Raw genomic sequence first — 21,891 nt, forward strand, 5'->3', positions numbered from 1 at the left:
GCAAAAATGCAACATATGGGTGATTGTGGCCGTCCTAGAAACGGCGTTACGAGGCCTTGGACATGCGTTTACGCTCGTGCGGATCAAGGTATCGCTTGCGCAAACGCACTACATTTGGCGTCACTTCGACCAACTCGTCATCGTCGATATAGGCGATGGCCTCTTCCAGTGAAAACTGCACATGCGGTGTCAGGCGAACAGCGTCGTCCGATCCGCTGGCGCGCACGTTGGTCAGTTTCTTGCCCTTAAGCGGGTTCACTTCAAGATCATTGTCGCGCGAATGCTCTCCAATGATCATGCCTTGATAGACTTCGACCTGCGGACCCACGAACATCCGTCCGCGCTCTTCCAGGTTCCACAGCGCATAAGCCACGGCCTGACCTTTCTCCATCGAGATCAGAACGCCTGCGCGGCGCCCTGGGATCGGGCCTTTATGCGGGGCCCAATCATGGAACACGCGGTTCAGAACGCCGGTGCCACGGGTATCGGTCAGGAACTCCCCGTGATAGCCGATCAACCCGCGCGACGGCACATGAGCGATGATGCGGGTTTTGCCTGCGCCGGCTGGGCGCATCTCGACCAGTTCGCCTTTGCGCGCGCCGGTGATCTTTTCGATGACAGAGCCCGAATATTCGTCATCCACATCGATCGTGACCTCTTCGATGGGTTCCAGACGTTGGCCGTTTTCCTCGCGGAACAGAACCTGCGGGCGCGAGATGCTAAGCTCGAACCCTTCGCGACGCATGTTCTCGATCAGAACACCCATCTGCAATTCGCCACGTCCGGCAACTTCGAATGCCTCGCCGCCCGGAGTGTCGGTGATGCGGATAGCCACGTTGGATTCGGCCTCTTTCATCAATCGATCCCGGATAACGCGCGATTGCACCTTTTTGCCATCGCGCCCGGCCAGCGGGGAATCGTTGATACCAAAGGTTACAGTGATGGTGGGTGGATCGATCGGCTGCGCGGGAAGGGCTTCTTCCACTTGGGGGGCCACCAGAGAATCGGCGACAGTGGCTTTGCTCATTCCGGCAATGGTGACGATGTCGCCCGCTTCGGCCTGATCGATGGGCTGTTGCGAGAGACCGCGGAAGGCCAGAATTTTTGAGGCGCGGAAGTTTTCGATCAGCGTACCATCCCGGCTAAGCGCCTTGAGCGTATCACCGGCTTTCAGAGTGCCGCTTTCGACGCGACCGGTCAGGATACGACCGATGAAGGGATCGCTGCCCAGAGTGGTGGCGAGCATACGGAAGGGTTCGTCTTTCTTGTCCACCTGTTTCGGGGCCGGGACGTGATCGACGATCAGGTCAAACAACGCACTCAGATCCTTGCGCGGCCCGTCCAACTCCATATCCGCCCAGCCCGACCGGCCCGAGGCATACATGGAGGGGAAATCCAGCTGGTCGTCATCGGCACCGAGATTGGCGAACAGGTCAAAGCACTCATCCAGGGCCCGGTCAGGCTCTGCGTCTGGCTTGTCGACCTTGTTCAGCACCACGATGGGGCGCAAACCCAGGGCCAGCGCTTTGGAGGTGACAAACTTGGTCTGTGGCATCGGGCCTTCGGCCGCGTCGACCAGCAGAACAACGCCGTCAACCATGCTGAGGATCCGTTCGACCTCTCCGCCAAAGTCGGCGTGGCCGGGGGTGTCGACAATGTTGATGCGCGTGTCTTTCCACTCGACACTTGTTGCCTTCGCCAGAATGGTGATGCCGCGCTCGCGTTCCAGATCGTTGCTGTCCATGGCGCGCTCGGCGACCGCCTGGTTTTCCCGGAACGCACCGGATTGTTTGAGCAGCTCATCCACCAGGGTCGTTTTGCCGTGGTCCACGTGAGCGATGATTGCGATATTGCGCAGGTCCATGAGAGGTCAGCCTTTGAACGGAAAGTTGCCGCGCGCATAACGCGGCTTGGACCAAACTTCCAGCCCAAACGCGCGTTCAGCGACCGAAGCGTTGGAAAAACGCAAATAGCACAGAGGACAGATTAGAAACGAAGCAGATTTTGGAGCGGTTGGGCTAACCCATTGGCGTCAAGTTTACCATAGGTCAGGGAAACCAGACTTTTCGAAGCATTAACATCTATGGTAGAGGTGTCGTTATTAAATAGTGCTTTGATTTTTATGAGTATTTTTAGACATGACGATATTTGTTAAATCCGTCATAACCGTGTCGGTTCTGATCGTGGCAATTGGGTGGCTTGCAGACGGGGGGTCCGTCTATTCTATTGCAATCCGTTGATGTTGAACGGTTTTATTGTTTTGTGGTTGTCGCGTCGTAACCGGTGAAAAAGGAGCCTTCGGGCTCCTTTTTCATTGTGCATCTTCCATCCTGTTGAACGGTTCAGCTTATTGTTTTTCGATTGCTTTTTGTTTTGTCCGGTATTGTGACAGGCGTTTCACGACAAACTGCCGCGCCTTGCGTTCGGCCAGCCTAACTCGAATTTCGGTCAGAAAGGCCTCTTCCAATGTTTGGGACGACGCTCCCAACAGGTCGCCCACCTCGACAAAGAAGCGGTCGTCGCCGGTTTCATCCATGACTTTCAACGTGTCTTCCGCAAGTCGGGCGGCGAGGGTCGAAACCGTATCGGACATCAGCGCGTGTTCTCGGTCAGGCGGCGTTTTACATAGTCGGTCACATCAGTCATCAACGTCTCCATGTGACGATCCTGGAAGAAGTGATCGGCTCCTTCGACCTCATTGTGAGTGATGGTGATCCCTTTTTGCTCATGCAACTTGTCGACCAATGCCGCAGTATCTGCGGGCGGGGCCACACGGTCGGATGAGCCGTTGATGATCAGGCCCGACGACGGGCAGGGGGCGAGGAACGAGAAATCATACATATTGGCCGGGGGCGAAACGCTGATAAAGCCGGTGATCTCGGGGCGGCGCATCAGCAATTGCATCCCGATCCACGCGCCAAAGGAAAAGCCTGCAACCCAACAATGCTTGGAGTTGTTGTTCATCGACTGAAGGTAGTCCAGCGCCGAGGCTGCATCGCTCAACTCGCCCACACCCTGGTCGTATTCGCCTTGGCTGCGACCCACACCACGGAAGTTAAAGCGCAATACGGTGAAACCCATATTATAGAACGCATAGTGCAGGTTATAGACCACCTTGTTGTTCATGGTCCCGCCGAATTGGGGGTGCGGATGCAGCACGATGGCGATCGGTGCGTCTTTTTCCTTTTGCGGGTGGTAGCGGCCTTCCAGGCGGCCTTCGGGTCCGGGAAAAATCACCTCGGGCATGAGTGCTTTCGTCCTGTCTCTTTTTTAACGCGTCTTCAGCGGGACTATCTTGACGATAATCGTCGGGCACTTTAGAACGGTTCTAATTACATTGCATCGCGTGAACACGCTGTCAGTGGGAAATACGCACTGGCTGTTGTAACGTCAATGATTTCACGCGACTTCCGGTGGGGTAAAGCATGAAACTGTCGACCAAAGGGCGCTATGCGATGGTGGCATTGGCAGATATTGCTTTGCAACCGGCGGAGCAATTGGTGACTTTGGGCGAAATTTCTGGCCGCCAAGACATTTCTTTACCTTATCTCGAACAGCTTTTTGTCAAGCTGCGTCGTGCCGAACTTGTTTCTTCTGTCCGGGGGCCCGGTGGTGGCTATAAGCTGGCGCGCCCGGCGTCGGAAATCCGTGTGGTCGAGATTCTGGCAGCGGTCGATGAAACTGTGGATGCCATGCACAAGGGGGCGGGGGCGTCCGGTGGATCGTCCGGCAGCCGCGCACAGTCGTTGACGAACCGTCTGTGGGAAAGCCTCAGCGCGCATGTCTATGTTTTCCTGCATCAGACTCGCTTGTCTGATGTGATCGAGAACGACCTCGCGCCTTGCCCGGCTGTTCCAAGCCTGTTTGCCGTTGTGGATGAATAGGCCGATGTCCACGCAAGCTTCCTTCATCGCACCAGAAAAGATGCATCCATGAAGCGCGTTTATCTGGATCACAATGCAACGACCCCGCTGCGGGCCGAAGCGCGTACTGCGATGATTGCAGCGATGGAGCTTTGTGGAAACCCGTCCTCGGTTCATGCCGAAGGGCGCGCAGCCAAGGCCTTGGTTGAACGGGCCCGCGCGCAGGTGGCCGAGGCGTTTGGTGCCGATGGTGCCGATATTGTCTTCACCTCGGGCGCTACCGAAGCTGCGGCTTTGGCACTGGAGGGTCGGGGCCTGCTTGGCGCTCCGATTGAGCATGATGCGGTGCGCGCCTGGACGGATGAGGTTTTGCCTGTTTCACCCTCGGGTTTGGTATCCATAGCCGACCCAGCACAAGCTACGTTGCAGCTGGCCAATTCCGAAACCGGGATCATCCAGACTTTGCCCAAAGGGCTTGCCGTGACCGACGCGACTCAGGCTTTTGGCAAGCTTCCAGTGGCGTTCAACTGGCTCGACACTCAGATGGCGTTGATCTCGGCCCATAAACTGGGCGGTCCCAAGGGCATTGGCGCTTTGGTGCTGAAACGCGGCACGGAACTGGCCGCGAGGATCAAAGGTGGCGGGCAAGAGATGGGTCGACGCTCGGGCACTGAAAATGTCATTGGAATCGCGGGCTTCGGGGCCGCAGCTGAAGCGGCAGCGCGGGATCTGGCCGATGGTGTCTGGGAAAAAGTTGAGAATCTTAGAATTATTCTAGAAAATGCCCTTGAGGCCGGACCTAAATCAACTATTTTTGTCGGGAAAGATCAGGATCGCCTTCCGAATACGCTGTGTTTTGCGACCCCCGGATGGAAAGGGGAAACACAGGTGATGCAGATGGATCTGTCGGGTTTTGCCATCAGTGCGGGCTCGGCCTGTTCCAGCGGCAAGGTGCGGGCAAGCGCGGTTCTGACGGCCATGGGCTATTACGAAACCGTTGCGGCAAGCGCTGTGCGGGTATCGTTAGGACCCGAGACAACAGAAGAAGACGTGCTGCGTTTCGCTGAGACGTGGCTTGATAAAGCAAAGAAGCATCACGCGCGCGCTGCGTGATCCCAAGGAGGGTAAGACATGGCCGCATTGGACCAGACCCAGGTAAAAGAGGGTGTCGATCAGGAAACCGTGGATGCGGTGCGCGAGGTCAGCACGTATAAATACGGATGGGAAACGGATATCGAGATGGAATACGCCCCCAAAGGCGTGAACCCCGATATCGTCAAGCTGATTTCGGAAAAGAATGAAGAACCCGAATGGATGACCGAGTGGCGCCTGGCCGCGTTCGAGCGCTGGACTCAGATGGAAGAGCCCAAATGGGCGATGGTCAACTATCCTGAGATCGATTTTCAGGACCAGTATTATTATGCCCGTCCCAAATCGATGGAAGAAAAGCCCAAGTCTTTGGATGAGGTCGATCCCAAGCTGCTGGCGACCTATGAAAAGCTAGGTATTCCTCTGAAAGAACAGATGATTCTGGCTGGTGTCGAAGGTGCTGAGAACATGCCTGCCGAGGGCCGCAAGGTTGCGGTGGACGCCGTGTTTGACTCGGTTTCGGTCGGCACGACCTTTCAGGACGAGTTGAAAAAGGCTGGTGTGATCTTCTGCTCGATTTCCGAGGCGATCAAAGAGCATCCTGAACTGGTCAAGAAATATCTGGGCTCGGTTGTGCCGGTGTCCGACAATTTCTATGCCACCCTGAACTCGGCCGTGTTCTCGGACGGCTCGTTTGTCTATGTGCCACCGGGCGTGCGCTGCCCGATGGAGCTGAGCACCTATTTCCGCATCAACGCGGAAAACACCGGTCAGTTCGAACGCACGCTGATCATCGCCGACAAGGGCTCGTATGTCTCTTACCTCGAAGGCTGCACCGCGCCCCAGCGCGACACCGCACAGCTGCACGCAGCGGTGGTCGAGATCATCATCGAAGAAGATGCCGAGGTGAAATATTCGACCGTTCAGAACTGGTTCCCTGGGGATGAGAACGGCAAGGGCGGCATCTATAACTTTGTGACAAAACGCGCCGATTGCCGCGGTGATCGGTCCAAGGTGATGTGGACTCAGGTCGAAACCGGCTCTGCCGTGACATGGAAATACCCGTCCTGCATCCTGCGCGGCGATGACAGCCAGGGTGAGTTCTATTCGATCGCGATTGCCAACAACTATCAGCAGGCCGATACCGGCACCAAGATGGTGCACTTGGGCAAGAACACCAAGTCACGGATCGTGTCGAAAGGCATCAGCGCGGGCAAGGCGCAGAATACCTATCGCGGTCTTGTGTCGATGCACCCCAAGGCCAAAGACAGTCGCAACTATACCCAGTGTGACAGCCTGCTGATCGGCGATAAATGCGGCGCGCATACGGTGCCTTATATCGAGGTCCGCAACAACTCGTCCCGTGTGGAACATGAGGCGACCACATCCAAGGTGGATGACGACCAGCTGTTCTATTGCCGCCAGCGCGGTATGGACGAGGAAGAGGCCGTGGCCTTGGTCGTCAACGGGTTCTGCAAGGACGTGTTGCAGGCGCTGCCAATGGAATTTGCGATGGAAGCACAGCAACTGGTGGCGATCAGCCTTGAAGGATCTGTGGGCTAAGCTCGACTTCCCTGACGAATAGATACATTGGGAGCCTGCGGGTTCCCCTGCGAGATGCAAAAGGACAAAACATGCTGGAAATCAAGAACCTGCACGTGAAACTTGAGGAAGAAGAGAAAGAAATCCTCAAAGGTGTTGATCTGACGGTCGAGGCCGGCAAGGTGCACGCGATCATGGGGCCGAACGGCTCGGGCAAGTCGACGCTCAGCTATGTGCTGTCGGGGCGTGACGGCTATGAGGTCACAGATGGCGCGGCGACGCTGGACGGCGAAGACCTGCTGGAGATGGAGCCCGAAGAGCGCGCGGCAGCCGGTATTTTCCTGGCGTTCCAATATCCGGTCGAAATCCCCGGCGTGGGCAACATGACTTTCCTGCGGACCGCCGTGAACGCACAGCGCAAGGCGCGTGGGCAGGAAGAACTGTCGGCAGCCGACTTCCTGAAGCTGGTGCGTGAGAAAGCGAAATCGCTGAAGATCGACGCCGACATGCTGAAGCGCCCGGTCAATGTGGGTTTCTCGGGCGGTGAGAAAAAGCGCAATGAGATCCTGCAGATGGCCATGCTGGAACCCAAGATGTGCATCCTGGACGAGACTGACTCGGGTCTTGATGTGGATGCGATGAAGCTGGTGTCCGAAGGTGTTAATGCGCTGCGTGATGCGGGCCGTGGGTTCCTGGTGATCACGCATTATCAGCGCCTGCTGGATCACATCAAACCCGATGTTGTGCATATCATGGCCGATGGCCGGATCGTGAAATCGGGCGGACCCGAGCTGGCGCTTGAGGTTGAAAACAACGGATACGCCGACATTCTGGCCGAGGTGAACTGATGGCTTTACCGCAAGCAAAACAGACTGCGACCGAAGAGCGGCTGGCAACGCTCAGCCTGCCGGATGCCGGTTGCACCAGAAAGGCGCGTGAGGCAGCGATTGCTCGCGTGCGCGAGATGGGCCTGCCCGGGCGTCGCGACGAGTATTGGAAATATACCCGGCCCGACACTTTGGTTTCGGTCGAAGCACCCCACGCTGCGCTGTTTGACGGAGAAGAACCTGACATCTTCCACGACTTTGATCGCCTTCAGATCGTATTCATTGACGGTGTGTTCAGCCCTGAGCAGTCGGACGACCTGACGCTTGAGGGTGTCTCGATTGACCGGCTCGAGGACATCTGCTGCAAGGATATCCATTGGGCCAAGGATCTCTATGGCGTGCTGGAAACGCGTGGTCAGGTGCCGGTTCAGCGCCCGCTGGCTGCGTTGAACACGGCCTTTGCGTCGGATGGTGTGGCCATTCGTGTCACCGGCAAGCCGTCGAAACCGATCAATCTTGTCTATCGCCATGCTTCCGAGGATTCGGACGCCATCCTGCACCATATCGTGCGGGTCGAAAGCGATGCCGAGGTGACCATTCTGGAGAACGGCCCGGCGGCCTCGCGCTTTAACAAGTGCATGGAAATCGATATCGCCGACAATGGCACGTTGCATCACATCCGGGCGCAAGGTCGTGATCATCAGCGCCGTGCGGCCACCCATATGTTCACGCGTCTGGGCAAGGAATCTGTCTATAAATCCTTCACTCTGACCGTGAACGGTGTGCTTACGCGCAATGAACAGGTTGTGGAACTGACAGGCGATGACGCTGTGGCCCATGTGGCCGGCGCTTGTGTTGGCGATGGTGATTTCCATCACGACGACACGGTGTTCGTTACCCATGATGCGGTGAATTGCGAAAGCCGTCAGGTCTTCAAGAAAGTGCTGCGCAACGGCGCGACCGGTGTGTTCCAAGGCAAGATCCTTGTGAAAGAGGGGGCGCAGAAGACGGACGGGTATCAGATCAGCCAGTCTCTGCTGCTGGATGATGACAGCCAGTTCCTCGCCAAGCCGGAATTAGAGATCTATGCCGATGACGTGGCCTGTTCACACGGCTCGACCTCGGGCGCGATCGACGAAACGGCGCTGTTCTATCTGCGCTCTCGCGGCGTTCCGGTTGCGGATGCCACCGATATGCTGACGCTGGCCTTCCTGGCCGAAGCCGTGGACGAGATCGAAAACGAGGCTCTGTCAGAGGTCATTGTCGAGCGTTTGCAAGGATGGCTGTCCCGCCGCCGCTGATGCCTGTCACAACTGATATCGTTGCAACCTATCGCGGGCCCGGCCGGGTGGTCGGGCGTCTGATGAAGATGGGCCCGCGCGAAGATCGCGCGCTGGCCTTTGTTATGGCTTTTTGCGTGATTGGCTTTGTGGCGCAACTGCCCAGCCTGGCGCGTCGGGCTCATCTGGAAGATCTTGAGCTGAACATGCTGATGGGCGGCGCGCTGATGGGGTCGGTCTTTATCCTGCCTCTGCTGCTTTACGTGCTGGCCTGGATCTCACACGGGGTGGCTCGCTTGTTCGGTGGCAGTGGGTCCAGCTATGGTGCGCGTCTGGCGCTGTTCTGGGCGTTGCTGGCCTCGACACCGCTGGTGTTGTTGAACGGTCTTGTTGCCGGTTTCATTGGTCCCGGACCAGCTCTGACGCTGGCCGGTCTACTTTGGGTGGCGGTTTTTCTGTGGTTTTGGTTGTCTGGCCTGAAGCAATCGCTATGGGTTAGGGCATGAATACTGCATCATTACTGAACCTTGTCGGGCTCACCCTGACCAATCCTGCCGAAGCTGCCCGGCGCTTGCTGGCCATGAAGCTTGGCGGCGACGTGCTGTGGCTGGCATTTTCGCTGGCCGTGATCCTGAACGCAGCGCTGCAATCTGTCGCGAACATCATGCTGCCCGCTCTGAGCCCCGACACGCTTCAGGTCGCTGAACCGCTGTCGCGCACGCTTGTGGTTTCGGTCGCAGCGATCCTGATCAGCGTGGCCTCTTTCCTTCTCGTCGGCCGTCTGCTGGGTGGCACCGCAAATTTTTATGAGATCATGACACTGGTCATCTGGCTGCAACTGCTGCAGATCGTCGGCCAGGCCTTCGTGATCATCTGCGGCTTGGCGCTGCCCTTCCTGTTCCTGCCCTTCAGCCTGGCGATGCTGGGGTTGAGCCTGTTCATCACGCTGCATTTCCTCAATCAGGCGCACAAGTTTGACTCGCTCGGCCGATCTTTCGTGGTGATCCTGATTTCGGGCGTTGTGGCCATTCCCTTTGTTCTGATGCTGTTTTCGGGCGGCCCGGTCTAGAGACTTATCCTCATGTACGACATACAGAAAATCCGTGCCGATTTCCCTATTCTCAGCCGCGAGGTGAATGGGAAGCCGCTGACCTATCTGGACAATGGTGCCTCGGCACAAAAGCCGCAGGTGGTGATTGATGCGATCACGCAGGCCTACGCGCATGAATATTCGAATGTGCACCGCGGGCTGCACTACCTCTCGAACCTCGCGACCGAGAAATACGAATCCGTGCGCGGAACAATCGCACGCTTTCTTGGGGCCCCAGACGAGGATGAGATCGTTCTGAACTCGGGCACGACCGAAGGGATCAATCTGGTCGCCTATGGATGGGCCATGCCACGCCTGCAGGCGGGTGATGAGATCGTTCTGAGTGTGATGGAGCATCACGCCAATATCGTTCCCTGGCATTTCCTGCGAGAACGGCAGGGCGTCGTTCTGAAATGGGTCGATGTGGATGCGGTGGGGCATCTGGATCCGCAAGCGGTGATCGATGCGATTGGTCCCAAGACCAAGCTGGTCGCGGTCACCCAGTGTTCGAACGTTTTGGGTACGGTTGTTGACGTCAAAGCGATCACACAGGGCGCGCATGACAAGGGGGTGCCCGTGCTGGTCGATGGCAGCCAGGGCGCTGTCCATATGCCGGTGAACGTCGCCGATATTGGCTGCGATTTCTACGCGATCACCGGCCACAAGCTTTACGGCCCGTCAGGGTCGGGGGCGATCTATATCAAATCCGAACGCATGGCCGAGATGCGGCCGTTTATCGGCGGTGGCGACATGATCAAGGAAGTGTCCAAGGATCAGGTCATCTATAACGATCCGCCAATGAAGTTCGAGGCTGGAACGCCGGGTATCGTCCAAACCATCGGGCTGGGCGTGGCGCTGGACTACATGATGGACCTGGGGATGGAGAATATCGCGGCCCACGAAGCGGGTTTGCGCGACTATGCCATGCAGCGCCTCACCGGGCTCAACTGGCTGCAGGTTCAGGGCACAACGCCAAACAAGGCCGCCATCTTCAGCTTTACGCTGGACGGGGCAGGACACCCGCATGATATCTCGACCATCCTTGACAAAAAGGGTGTCGCCGTAAGGGCAGGCCACCATTGCGCAGGCCCGTTGATGGATCATCTGGGTGTCTCGGCAACCTGCCGCGCAAGCTTTGGGCTCTATAACACCACAGATGAGGTCGACACGCTGATCGAGGCCTTGGAACTGGCCCATGAACTCTTTGCCTGAGCGCAAAGAACCGGGCGCACGCGCAGCGTTTTGCAGTTGCGCCCAAATCAGAACGAGGGTAGCTAAACCCCAACGCACCTGTAGCTCAGCTGGATAGAGCGCTGCCCTCCGAAGGCAGAGGCCAGAGGTTCGAATCCTCTCAGGTGCGCCATTTCACCATTTTGTTGTTCCCGACGTTTTGAAACAGGCAAAACAAAACCCCCACCAGCTCAGCTGACGGGGGTTCGAGGGGGTAATTGGCTATGGCTTTGGGTTAGCCGCGCCAGGTGCGGATATCTCCGCAATCCATATGGACGAAGTTCGAGCGGTAATATTTTCCGACGCCGCCTGCACGGCAGGACATGGCGGCTTTGGCCATTTGCGTGACCGAGCGCGAGGACAGCCGCAGATCAGCCGCTTGGCCTTTCATATGCAGGGAGTTACGCGCAACGCCGCGCGACTTTGATCGCAGCATGGCGTTTGTTTGGGGTGAGCGATAACCCGAGAGCAGCATGTAAGGTTCGCTCACATCGAGAAGATTGTGAGAGGCAGCCATGATATCGATGGTGCGCAGGTCCATTTTCTTGACCTGATCGCTGCGCCAATCCCGCATGAAGTAGTTCACTTCTTTGACGGCATCCTTGATGTATTTGCCATCCACCCAATATACCATATCGATCCGCTCGCCCGTGCGGCCCGAATACATACGGATGCGGCGGATATCCCCGCCGCCACGTAGAAAACCTGCTGCGTTTGAATAGGTGGGGGCTCCAACAACGGCTGTGGCTGCAAACGCACCCAACAATGCACGTCGGGTCAAGCCCGAAGAACTGCTCGTGGTCATTTTTGTTTCGTCCCGTACTAGTTCCTGCCTGCGCACGATGTTACGCGCGCCGTCTTAATTTTTTCCCCATCCCAGATGCAGAATGTATGGCACAAGCAGATTCGCGGGCCAAGGAAACTTTGAACAATCCGCCGGCAAGGGGGAAATTTCGGCAAATTTCTGCGCAATTGATGTTTTTGTGCAATTATAACGTGCATTTTTCCAGTCACGATGCAAACGCGCATCAGGTGACAGATGAACCGTTGGGTGATGTACTTGTGAATGGACAAGATTTCCGTAGGAAAACATTATTTTCAGGCGCTCCTTTTTCGCGCCGTTCCAGTTTCAAGATCCAAGGCTATGCCATGACCTCAGTTTTTCGGACTTCAACACGTGCTTTACTTGCGGCCTGTTTCATGGCGGCCGCCTCGGTTGCTCAGGCCGCGACCGAGGGAACCGCGTTCCGGATGGCTGTAGCCGAGCAATCGTCAGAACGGTCCGATATAGCGGCATTCTATCGCGAGACAGGTTTCCAACCGATTTGGGTCGGTGAGGGTGAGGTATATGCTGCCCGGCGCGCAGGGCTGATCCGAGCCCTGTCATCGGCTCATATGCATGGCCTGCCGCAGCGCGCGGATGTGCAAGCTTTGCTCAACCGGCTTGAGACTGCGCGCTCGCTGCGGGATCTGGGGCAGATTGAAGCGGAATTGAGCCAGCTTTTTGTGGACTATGCCACTCAATTGCAGTCAGGGTTCCTGAAACCAGGCAGCATCGACGACGGTTTGGTGCGCGAGGTCGAATACCGCTTGGCCCAGGACTATCTGAGAGAAATTTCCTCAGCAGACGCAACACAATACTTCCATTCCTTGATGCCGCAGTCGCGCCAGTATCGCGCGTTGATGAAGCAGAAATTGGTATTGGAACAGCTGATTGCCGACGGCGGCTGGGGGCCGACGGTTCCAGTGGCCAAGTTGGAACTTGGCGATACGGGTCCCGCAGTTATCAAGATGCGCAACCGACTGGTTGCGATGGGCTATATGAAGCCTACAGCCAGCCCCGCCTTCGACGCCAACCTGCTGGCGGCGGTACAGGCCTTTCAGACCGCGCACGGATTGGCGGCGGATGGTGTGGCCGGGCAGGGCACCCTGACCGAGCTCAACCGGCCCGCGTCGGACCGCCTGCGTGCTGTTTTGGTCGCGCTGGAGCGGGAACGCTGGTTGCCTGATGAACGCGGGCCCAGACATGTGCTGGTGAATCAGGCGGATTTCTCGGCCAAGATCGTCGACGACGGGCATATCACCTTCGAAACGCGCGCAGTGATCGGCAAGAATGTGCATGACCGTCGCAGCCCTGAATTTTCGGATGTGATGGAGCATATGGTGATCAATCCCAGCTGGCATGTGCCACGCTCGATCATCACCAAAGAATATCTGCCGCAATTGCAGACCAACCCGAATGCGGTCAGCCATCTTGAGATCACTGATCGTAGCGGCCGCCGGGTTGACCGCGGGGCTGTTGACTTTACCACTTTCACTGCGCGCGACTTCCCGTTTGCGATGCGTCAACCACCCAGCGGCAGCAACGCGCTGGGGTTGGTGAAATTCATGTTCCCCAACAAGTACAACATCTATCTGCATGATACGCCTCAGAAAAACCTGTTTGCGCGTGAGGTTCGGGCTTTCTCGCACGGGTGTATTCGACTGGCGGAACCCTTCGAGTTCGCCTACGCCTTGTTGGCTGTCCAAGAGGAAGACCCAAAAGCGTTTTTCCACCGCGTGCTGGATGCGGGGCGCGAAGCTACGGTCAAACTCGACCAACCCATCCCTGTGCATCTGATCTATCGCACGGCTTTCATCGGCCCAAAAGGCGAGGTTCAATATCGCCGCGACGTTTATGACCGGGATCGCAAGATCTGGGAGGCGTTGCAAAAGGCAGGGGTGGTCCTGCCGGACGTTCAGGGGTAAGCACGGGGCGCAAATCCTGCCAGAAGGACGCCCCACATGCAGTTCACCATTCAGCAAATCGCCGATGCCCTGGGTGTTGAGGCCGCGGGCAATACCGACCTGACCGTTTTGCGCGCCGCCGAACCGGGTGACGCGGGACCAACGGATTTGGCGATGGCCATGTCCCCGAAATACGCCGAGTCTCTGTCCGGTGGCACCGCCCGTGCGGCGGTATTGTGGGACGGGGCTGATTGGAAGGCGCTTGGGCTTGAAGCCGCCATCTTTGTTGCACGCCCACGCCGGGCGATGGCGGGTGTTACCGCGATGATGGATCGCGGGCAGGGTGTCGTTCCGGGTGTCCACCCGTCTGCCGTGATTGATCCGACAGCCGAGATCGGCGAAAACGTCTCAATCGGCCCGCTTGTGGTGATTGGCGCCCGGGCGCGGGTCGGATCGGGTTCGATCCTAGGGGCCCATGCTACTGTTGGTATGGATGCCGTTCTGGGCGAGAATGCGCTGCTGCGCGAGATGGTCAGCATCGGCGCGCGCGCAAAGATCGGCGACCGTTTCATCGCGCAACCCGGCGCACGCGTGGGCGGAGATGGGTTCAGCTATGTCACACCAGAGGTTTCGGGCGCAGAAAATGCGCGCAAGACAATGGGTGATCAGGGCGATGCAAAAGCACAAAGCTGGATGCGGATTCACTCGCTGGGGGCTGTTCAGATCGGCGACGATGTTGAGATCGGGTCCAATTGCACGATCGATAACGGCACCATTCGCAATACGGTCATCGGCGATGGGTCGAAACTGGATAACCTCGTTCATGTTGGTCACAACACACGCGTTGGACGCGATTGTCTGCTTTGCGGACAAACCGGTGTGTCGGGCTCGGTCGAGATCGGCAATAACGTGGTACTGGGGGGCCAAACTGGCGTGGTCGATAACATCTTTATCGGTGACGGTGTGATTTCGGGTGGTGGTACAAAGATCCTGTCCAACGTACCTGCGGGCCGCGTCATCATGGGGTATCCGGGCATCAAAATGGAGAGCCATACCGAGATTTATAAGTCGCAACGCAGACTGCCTCGGCTGGCCCGCGACATCGAAGCGCTCAAAAAGGCTGTTTTCAAACCGGGCACGAGCGATTAAATCATGCCCAACAAGAAAATCAGGGTATCGACATGAGCATCAGCGACCGCGTTATCGCAATCATTGCAGAGCAGGCCGTTCTGGAGCCATCGGATGTGACCCCCGACAGCACGCTGGAAGATCTGGGCATCGACAGTCTTGGTCTGGTCGAAAGCATTTTCGCTATTGAGGAAGAGTTCGATATTTCGATCCCCTTCAACGCCAACGAACCCAGCGCCAGCGATTTTGACATCACAAATGTGGCGGCCATTATCGCAGGCATAGAAAAGCTTGTGGCGGAAAAGGTCTGACATAGACGATGAAACGCGTTGTCATCACAGGCGCCGGCACGATCAATTCGCTGGGCCATTCGGTGCCGGACACGCTTGAAGCGATGCGGGAAGGTCGCTGCGGGATCACCGAGCTTGAGTTTCGCGATGTTGAACGTCTGGCGATCAAGATCGGTGGTCAGGTACGCGGGTTCGAGGCCGAGGGCCGTTTCAACCGCCAGCAAATGTCGCTCTATGATCGGTTCACGCAGTTCACGCTGACCGCAGCCAAAGAGGCGATTGAGCAATCGGGCCTTGTGTTCCATGGCGATTTGGCCGCGCGGTCCGGCGTGGTTCTGGGGACTGCCGGGGGCGGTGTTTCGACTTGGGACGACAATTACCGCTCGGTCTATGAGGATGGTAAAAACCGGGTGCATCCTTTTGTTGTTCCAAAGCTGATGAACAACGCGGCCGCCAGCCATGTGTCGATGGAATACAACCTCAAAGGGCCCAGCTTTACCGTTTCGACCGCCTGCGCCTCGTCAAACCATGCCATGGCTCTGGCGTTTCAGATGGTGCGCAGCGGTGCCGCACCGGCCATGTTGACTGGCGGGTCCGAGTCGATGCTGTGCTTTGGTGGGGTCAAAGCATGGGAGGGGCTACGGGTGATGTCCAAAGACGCCTGCCGCCCCTTCAGTGCGAATCGCAACGGCATGGTGCAGGGTGAAGGCGCGGGCGTTTTTGTCTTCGAAGAGTACGAACATGCGCGTGCTCGCGGGGCAGATATTCTGTGCGAGGTTGCGGGGTTTGCCATGTCCTCGGATGCGGCCGACATCGTAATGCCCAGCAAGCAAGGCGCCTCACGCGCGATGGCCGGCGCCTTGGCGGATGCGCGTTTGGACGCCAATCAGGTTGGCTATATCAACGCCCATGGCACAGGCACGGCGGCCAATGACAAGACCGAATGTGCTGCGGTGGCGGATGTCTTTGGCCAGCACGCGGATGATCTGATGATTTCATCGACCAAATCCATGCATGGACATCTGATCGGTGGTACCGGCGCGGTCGAGCTTTTGGCCTGTATCATGGCGCTGCGTGAAGGGGTCATCGCTCCGACCATCGGCTATGAAGAGCCCGACCCGGAATGTGCGCTTGATGTTGTTCCCAACGATGCGCGAGAGGCAAAAGTTGATGTTGCGATCAGCAACGCGTTCGCGTTTGGTGGCTTGAACGCGGTGCTTGCGCTCAAACGAATATAAGAAAGCCGTCAGATAGGCTGACGGCTTTCTGTTCAGATGGTTTGAATCAGTTGAGCGATACGCCGATCTGATCAAATGCGGCGGTGAAGCCGGACAAAGACATCTCCATATCCAGAATTTGATCGGGCGCGCGCGCCGGCACCAGCGAGAGTATGGCGGAAGACCCGGACCGCATCGCATCAATATCACCCTGGGTCAGACCCAGTTGCGCGACACACCCGACCGGGATGCAATGGTGATAATTGTAAAGCTTGCGCGGAGCACCATCGATCGACATGGCCAGTTGAGCTTGCAAGAGTGTTTCAAGCGGCACAATGACATTGGCCCAAGCGACGGCGGCATTGCCTTCAGGCAGCTTGCCAATCGTCACCTCTGCGATCGGTTCATCCCGGGGCCCGTTCAGGATTTGAACCATGGCGCAGGGATCTTCGCCGGTTTCCGCTTTGATGCAAGAAATGTTCCATGAACCGGATTCTTCTTTTACGTATTGCTCGCCAATTCGTGGACCTGTTTGACCAAGGTCCAGGCCGGTTCCGTTGTCGGAAGCTTCCTGTGCGGTAGCAATTCCAGTGCAAACCACTGTGGCGACCACCGAGAGTGGGAGAAGGGTCCTGATCATAATTGCCTCATGCTGCTGATCTCTGTTTTTTTCGGTCTACCATCGCGGCGGGGCGGTGTCAGGTTCAAACCGTGCACAGCTGGCAAAAATGAACGTTTTTCGCTCGGCAAATTGAATCCTGCGCTACGCGAGCTGCCTTCAAAAACGCCAAAAAGGGAGCCGTTCGACCAGCCCCCTTTTCGATAATAGTTCTCCCCGTCGGACTGGCCGACTTATTTATGCGCAGACGTTACGAAAGGGGCGGCGCTCGGTCAACTGTTATCCTCGAAATTTAATCTGTTGTTACAGAGGTTTTTAGGGTTCAGGGCAGGAAAAAGCCGTGCCCGAAGGCACGGCCAGTCGACAGGGAGGAAGTTTGCCTTCTTTTGGGGGCTAACCCCGCGAGAAAACAAAATGACTATCGCAGGCAAAGGTTAACTTTGTATGCTTGCACCAAACCGTTGAGCTTTGGGACAGAATAGTATGGAAAACAAGATTTTTGTGGGCGGCGCTGGTCAGGACTATGGGCAGCCGCAAGGGCTGTCTTTGAACTATGCCAACCGCCACGGTTTGATCGCCGGGGCAACAGGAACCGGCAAAACGGTAACGCTGCAAATTTTGGCCGAAGGTTTTTCGAAAGCAGGCGTTCCTGTCTTCCTGTCGGACATCAAAGGAGACCTGTCCGGCTTGGCCCTTGCCGGGAGTGAAACGCATAAGTTGCATCAAGCATTCATGGATCGCGTAACGCGGATCGGTCTGCCTGATTTTGCCTATTCCGCCTGCCCGGTCACGTTCTGGGATCTGTTCGGCGAGCAGGGCCACCCGGTGCGTACAACTGTCACAGAAATGGGCCCGTTGCTGCTGTCTCGTCTGCTCGAGCTGTCGGAGGCACAAGAGGGTATTCTGAACATTGCCTTCCGCGTCGCTGATGAGGACGGTCTGCCGCTGCTGGACCTGAAAGACCTGCAGGCATTGTTGGTCTGGATCGGCGAGAACCGGTCTCAGCTGTCGCTGCGATACGGGAATGTGTCCACCGCATCAATCGGGGCAATCCAGCGACGGTTGCTGGTGCTTGAAAACCAGGGCGGGACGCGGTTGTTCGGTGAGCCGGCGCTGGAGCTGTCAGATCTGATGCGGACAGATGAAAACGGGCATGGAATGGTCAACATTCTGGCGTCCGACAAGCTGATGGGCGCACCGCGTCTTTATGCGACGTTCCTGCTGTGGTTGCTCAGCGAGTTGTTCGAAGAATTGCCCGAAGTCGGTGACCCGGAAAAACCAAAACTGGTCTTTTTCTTTGATGAAGCTCATCTGCTGTTCGAAGACGCGCCCAAAGTGCTGGTCGATAAGGTCGAGCAAGTGGCGCGTCTGATCCGATCCAAAGGTGTTGGGGTCTATTTCATCTCGCAGAACCCGGCAGATATTCCAGAAGATATTCTGGGACAGCTGGGCAATCGTATTCAACACGCGCTGCGCGCCTTTACCGCCAAGGATCGCAAGAACCTGCGCTTGGCTGCCGAGACCTATCGCGAGAACCCGGCCTTCGATACCGAAACCGCCATCCGCGAAGTGGGAGTCGGCGAAGCCGTGACCTCGATGCTCGAGAAAAAGGGGATCCCAGGTATGGTCGAGCGTACGCTGATCCGCCCTCCGGGGTCGCAGCTTGGTCCGATCACGCAGAAAGACCGGGCCGCAGTCATGGCAGGCTCTGCGATGGCCGGAAAATACGATGCCGTGAAAGACCGTAAGTCAGCCTTTGAAATCCTTAAGGCCCGTGCGGATGCCGCCGCAAAAGAGGCCGAGGCGGCTGAGGCTGACGACATATTCGAACGCCAATCGCCTGCAGAACGCGAGTACGCCTCGGCAAGGCGTTATTCCGGCAGCCGCGTCGGACGATCTTCGTCTCGTGTCAGCCGGAAAAAGGACACCTTCGCAACCGCCATGAGTGAGGCTGTGATCAAAGAGCTGAAAGGCACAACCGGACGCCGCATAGTTCGCGGCATTCTGGGTGGATTGTTCAAGAACCGATAGGTGTGCCTCAGCGCTTAGGAATTCTTGATCCGCAGGCCTTCATCCCGGCAGATCTGATCCGCTTCGGGCACCGTCATTTTGGTAGCCGGGAAATCAATCGCGCGATCCCAGTCTACGCGATCCAGGCGATAGAGCTGACAGGTCACCACGCCCTTGGATGTTGAAACCTGAACGGGTGTTGTCTCAAAATCGGACGGGCTGGGGACACATGCAGCCATCAGGACAGCAGCCGATGTCAGAAGAGAGAAGGTGAGCGATTTCTTCATCACGAAACAAGGCTTTCCAAGTTAACAGGGCGATCTTTAACAACTGGCCAAATAGGCCAGAGCCGTTGAGTGGTGCGTCCCTGCATTAGTATTTTATTAACCAAATAGCAAGAAACCGCGCCGTCGAACGGCGCGGCTTGTATGACTGAGGCGATGTTTCGTCTATTTTTCGGGGATAAGGCCCCGTGGGCTGAACCGAAGGACAATCAGCAAAATCAGCCCCATCGTGAACAGGCGCATATGCGCAGCGCTTTCCACCAGATGCGCTTTCAAAGCGCTTCCATCCGGCAGGCCTGCCGTGATCAGGTTCATCAGCCACAGCCCAATGGGTTCGACCTGAACCCAAAGGAACCAGATCAGAAACGCACCCAGAACCGCACCAAAGTTGTTGCCCGATCCCCCAACGATCACCATCACCCAGACAAGAAAGGTGAACCGCAAGGGCTGGTAGGCGCTTGGGGTCAACTGGCCATCCAGCGTGGTCATCATCGCACCCGCGATACCGCAAATGGCCGAGCCCAGAACAAAGATCTGCAAATGGCGGCGGGTGACATCCTTGCCCATTGCCTCGGCCGCGACCTCATTGTCGCGAATGGCCCGCATCATCCGGCCCCACGGGCTTTTCAATGCCATTTGCGCCATCCACAGCAGCACCAGCAGAACGATCATGAACAGCAGTGAATACCCCAGCTTGACCGACAGGGTCGACGCGGTGACCGGTTCCAGCCCGAACCACTCGGCCCGCGCCAGGAAGGCCGGGTCTTGTTGTAGTTCGACTTCATAGCCGACCACGGGGGCCGGGCGCGGAATGCCGTAAACATTCTTTACGCCCCGGGCCAGCCAGTCTTCGTTTTTCATGATGGCGATGATGATCTCAGCAATGCCCAGCGTTGCAATCGCCAGATAGTCCGAGCGCAGCCCCAGCGCCGTTTTCCCGATCAGCCACGCCGCCCCGGCAGCCAACAAGCCGCCCGCAGGCCAGGCCAGCAGCACTGGCAGGTTCAACCCGCCCAGATTGCCCGCAATCGCAGGATCTATGGCTTCAACGCCTGCAACGCTGGGGTCGAACACGGCACGATAAATAAAGAACCCCGCGATCAGAATTCCGATGATGGTCAGCGTCCGCATACGGCCCGTAGCCATCCGCGTCGCAACAAGAACAGCCGCCACCACGGTCGCGGCCCCCAACAGCAGGGCCAGCACTATGCCATAGCCGCCCGACGACCACGCCCCCGGAGTCGGCGGGGTGGAAACCAGCACAACCGCCAGCCCGCCCAGCGCCACAAAGCCCATGACACCCACGTTAAAGAGCCCCGCAAACCCCCATTGCAGGTTCACCCCGATGGCCATGATGGCCGAGATCAGCCCCATATTCAGGATCAGGATCGCTGCGTTCCAGCTCTGCGTGAACCCGGTCAACAGGATCAGCGCACCGACCACGACAAAGAGAAGCGTGTTTTTGACGGGCTCGCTCATATCACTTTCCCTTTGAACAGACCCGTGGGCTTGAACAGCAGCACGATTAGAAGGATCACAAAGCTGACCGCAAATTTGTAATCGGTCGACAGAAACTGCACCAATCCCGAAGGCTCAAGGCTTTCGGGGGCCAGATAGGTCAGCACCTTCTTCCAGGCATAGGTGATCGTCACCTCGGAAAAGGCGATGATGAACCCGCCCGCAATCGCGCCCAGAGGGTTGCCCAATCCGCCCACAATGGCCGAGGCAAAGATCGGTAGCAGCAGTTGGAAATAGACAAAGGGCTTAAAGCTTTTATCCAGCCCGTAGAGCACGCCTGCTGTGGTCGCCAGTGCCGCCACGATGATCCAGGTGATCATCACCACCCGCTCGGGATTGATGCCGGACAGCAGCGCCAGATCCTCATTGTCGGAATAGGCCCGCATCGATTTTCCGGTGCGCGTCTTGTTGAGAAACCAGAACAGCAGCGCCACGGCAAGAACGGCCACGATCACCGTAATGCCCTGAGAGGTCTTTATCGCCAACCCCTCGCGCAGCCCGGTCATTTCCTTGAAATCCCGCGCCGACACGATGAACCGCGCCCCGTCCGAGAACCGCTGATCATCGGGCCCGATCACAAAACGCACCAACCCGTTCATGATGAACATCACACCCATCGACACGATCACCAGAATGACGGGCTTGGCCTTTTGTTCGCGGTAGAACCTGTAAACCAGCCGGTCCGTGATCAGCACCAGAATGATACAGCCGAGTATGGCAAAGGGCAGGGCGAGCAGGGCGGTGGGTAACGGCCCGAAACTGACCCCGGCGGCTTGCAGCCCCCAGGTAACCAGAACCGCAATCATCGCCCCAAAAGCCATCGTGTCGCCATGGGCAAAGTTCGAGAACCGCAGAATACCATAGATCAGCGTCACCCCAAGCGCGCCCAGCGCCAACTGGCTGCCATAGGCAATCGCGGGAACAAGAACAAAGTTGGAGAGCGCCACAAGGGCGTTGAGGAAGTCCATTAGTAGAGCCCATCCGCTATTGCACTGCACAGTATTTTGGAAACTCGATTAGACATAACAGTGCTGTCACCGCGACGAACAAGCGGAATGAGGTTCATTCCAAAGGCGTCAGCGATTTCGTAGTTGGGCACAATAACGGTCGAAAAGTCTGGTCTAGTTCTTGATTCTAGGTAGTTGACCGCTTGATCTAAGTCCTTGAAATATCCAAG

21 protein-coding genes and 1 tRNA gene are annotated in these 21,891 nt (G+C 57.3%); 14 read left to right on the forward strand and 8 right to left on the reverse strand.

The features are described 5' to 3' along the window. Positions 1-46: 46 nt before the first annotated feature. The 3 genes from typA to GOW40_RS00230 form a co-directional block, all read right to left on the reverse strand. Positions 47-1,864, reverse strand: a complete 1,818-nt coding sequence (typA, locus tag GOW40_RS00220) for a translational GTPase TypA (protein ID WP_171129551.1) — start codon at positions 1,862-1,864, stop codon at positions 47-49. A 483-nt stretch (positions 1,865-2,347) separates the two neighbouring features. Further along, complete coding sequence (locus tag GOW40_RS00225) at positions 2,348-2,593, reverse strand: hypothetical protein (protein ID WP_171099087.1); 246 nt, start codon at positions 2,591-2,593, stop codon at positions 2,348-2,350. Next, positions 2,593-3,246, reverse strand: a complete 654-nt coding sequence (locus GOW40_RS00230; RefSeq protein ID WP_171099085.1) for an alpha/beta hydrolase — start codon at positions 3,244-3,246, stop codon at positions 2,593-2,595. Before GOW40_RS00230 ends, GOW40_RS00225 begins: the two co-directional genes overlap by 1 nt. A gap of 179 nt (positions 3,247-3,425) precedes the next feature. Between GOW40_RS00230 and GOW40_RS00235 the strand changes: the two genes are divergently transcribed. The 9 genes from GOW40_RS00235 to GOW40_RS00275 all read left to right on the forward strand — a co-directional run bounded on the left by GOW40_RS00235 (position 3,426) and on the right by GOW40_RS00275 (position 11,054). Further along, on the forward strand, positions 3,426-3,884 hold the full coding sequence (locus GOW40_RS00235) for an Rrf2 family transcriptional regulator (protein WP_171129548.1): 459 nt from the start codon (positions 3,426-3,428) through the stop codon (positions 3,882-3,884). A 48-nt stretch (positions 3,885-3,932) separates the two neighbouring features. Next, complete coding sequence (locus tag GOW40_RS00240; RefSeq protein ID WP_171129546.1) at positions 3,933-4,976, forward strand: cysteine desulfurase family protein; 1,044 nt, start codon at positions 3,933-3,935, stop codon at positions 4,974-4,976. A gap of 18 nt (positions 4,977-4,994) precedes the next feature. Continuing rightward, complete coding sequence (gene sufB, locus GOW40_RS00245) at positions 4,995-6,515, forward strand: Fe-S cluster assembly protein SufB (RefSeq protein ID WP_171129545.1); 1,521 nt, start codon at positions 4,995-4,997, stop codon at positions 6,513-6,515. Between the two features lie 71 nt (positions 6,516-6,586). Beyond that, positions 6,587-7,342 (forward strand): Fe-S cluster assembly ATPase SufC, encoded by a 756-nt coding sequence (gene sufC / locus GOW40_RS00250; protein WP_171099077.1) that lies wholly within the window; start codon positions 6,587-6,589, stop codon positions 7,340-7,342. Continuing rightward, a complete protein-coding gene (gene sufD / locus GOW40_RS00255) occupies positions 7,342-8,622 on the forward strand; it encodes a Fe-S cluster assembly protein SufD (RefSeq protein ID WP_171129543.1) in 1,281 nt (426 codons plus the stop codon). The genes sufC and sufD overlap by 1 nt, the downstream gene beginning before the upstream one ends. After that, the gene (locus tag GOW40_RS00260) at positions 8,622-9,107 is read left to right on the forward strand and encodes a YIP1 family protein (RefSeq protein ID WP_171099073.1); all 486 of its coding nucleotides are present in this window, start codon (positions 8,622-8,624) and stop codon (positions 9,105-9,107) included. Before sufD ends, GOW40_RS00260 begins: the two co-directional genes overlap by 1 nt. Then, the gene (locus GOW40_RS00265; RefSeq protein ID WP_171129541.1) at positions 9,104-9,670 is read left to right on the forward strand and encodes a Yip1 family protein; all 567 of its coding nucleotides are present in this window, start codon (positions 9,104-9,106) and stop codon (positions 9,668-9,670) included. Before GOW40_RS00260 ends, GOW40_RS00265 begins: the two co-directional genes overlap by 4 nt. A gap of 12 nt (positions 9,671-9,682) precedes the next feature. After that, on the forward strand, positions 9,683-10,903 hold the full coding sequence (locus GOW40_RS00270; RefSeq protein WP_171129539.1) for a cysteine desulfurase: 1,221 nt from the start codon (positions 9,683-9,685) through the stop codon (positions 10,901-10,903). A gap of 74 nt (positions 10,904-10,977) precedes the next feature. Then, a tRNA-Arg gene (locus tag GOW40_RS00275) sits at positions 10,978-11,054 on the forward strand. Positions 11,055-11,156: 102 nt separating this feature from the next. Here the strand turns inward: GOW40_RS00275 and GOW40_RS00280 are convergent. Then, a complete protein-coding gene (locus tag GOW40_RS00280) occupies positions 11,157-11,726 on the reverse strand; it encodes a DUF882 domain-containing protein (RefSeq protein WP_171129537.1) in 570 nt (189 codons plus the stop codon). A 344-nt stretch (positions 11,727-12,070) separates the two neighbouring features. Between GOW40_RS00280 and GOW40_RS00285 the strand changes: the two genes are divergently transcribed. Genes GOW40_RS00285 through GOW40_RS00300 form a run of 4 tightly spaced genes read left to right on the forward strand, consistent with a single transcriptional unit; the run spans position 12,071 to position 16,304 of the window. Then, a complete protein-coding gene (locus tag GOW40_RS00285) occupies positions 12,071-13,669 on the forward strand; it encodes a murein L,D-transpeptidase (RefSeq protein WP_171129535.1) in 1,599 nt (532 codons plus the stop codon). A gap of 36 nt (positions 13,670-13,705) precedes the next feature. Further along, positions 13,706-14,797, forward strand: coding sequence for a UDP-3-O-(3-hydroxymyristoyl)glucosamine N-acyltransferase (gene lpxD / locus GOW40_RS00290; RefSeq protein WP_171129533.1), 1,092 nt, complete (start codon positions 13,706-13,708; stop codon positions 14,795-14,797). A 32-nt stretch (positions 14,798-14,829) separates the two neighbouring features. After that, positions 14,830-15,087, forward strand: coding sequence for an acyl carrier protein (locus tag GOW40_RS00295; protein WP_171099051.1), 258 nt, complete (start codon positions 14,830-14,832; stop codon positions 15,085-15,087). Positions 15,088-15,095: 8 nt separating this feature from the next. Beyond that, positions 15,096-16,304, forward strand: coding sequence for a beta-ketoacyl synthase (locus tag GOW40_RS00300; RefSeq protein WP_171129531.1), 1,209 nt, complete (start codon positions 15,096-15,098; stop codon positions 16,302-16,304). Positions 16,305-16,350: 46 nt separating this feature from the next. Here GOW40_RS00300 and GOW40_RS00305 read toward each other — a convergent pair whose 3' ends face one another. Next, positions 16,351-16,923: an invasion associated locus B family protein gene (locus GOW40_RS00305; RefSeq protein WP_171099047.1), complete on the reverse strand. Its 573-nt coding sequence runs from the start codon at positions 16,921-16,923 to the stop codon at positions 16,351-16,353. Positions 16,924-17,385: 462 nt separating this feature from the next. Here GOW40_RS00305 and GOW40_RS00310 point away from each other — a divergent pair, with 462 nt between their 5' ends. After that, positions 17,386-18,933 (forward strand): helicase HerA-like domain-containing protein, encoded by a 1,548-nt coding sequence (locus tag GOW40_RS00310; RefSeq protein ID WP_171129530.1) that lies wholly within the window; start codon positions 17,386-17,388, stop codon positions 18,931-18,933. A gap of 14 nt (positions 18,934-18,947) precedes the next feature. Here the strand turns inward: GOW40_RS00310 and GOW40_RS00315 are convergent, their stop codons facing one another. The 3 genes from GOW40_RS00315 to GOW40_RS00325 form a co-directional block, all read right to left on the reverse strand. After that, positions 18,948-19,199 (reverse strand): hypothetical protein, encoded by a 252-nt coding sequence (locus GOW40_RS00315; protein WP_171129528.1) that lies wholly within the window; start codon positions 19,197-19,199, stop codon positions 18,948-18,950. A gap of 162 nt (positions 19,200-19,361) precedes the next feature. Beyond that, positions 19,362-20,675 carry a branched-chain amino acid ABC transporter permease gene (locus GOW40_RS00320; protein WP_171129526.1) on the reverse strand — a complete coding sequence of 438 codons (1,314 nt, stop codon included), beginning with the start codon at positions 20,673-20,675 and terminating at the stop codon, positions 19,362-19,364. After that, on the reverse strand, positions 20,672-21,682 hold the full coding sequence (locus GOW40_RS00325) for a branched-chain amino acid ABC transporter permease (protein WP_171099039.1): 1,011 nt from the start codon (positions 21,680-21,682) through the stop codon (positions 20,672-20,674). The genes GOW40_RS00320 and GOW40_RS00325 overlap by 4 nt, the downstream gene beginning before the upstream one ends. Between the last annotated feature and the right edge of the window lie 209 nt (positions 21,683-21,891).

Origin of the sequence: Ruegeria sp. HKCCA6707 (assembly GCF_013033515.1) — a bacterium.
In the GTDB taxonomy this organism is placed as follows: Bacteria; Pseudomonadota; Alphaproteobacteria; order Rhodobacterales; family Rhodobacteraceae; genus Ruegeria.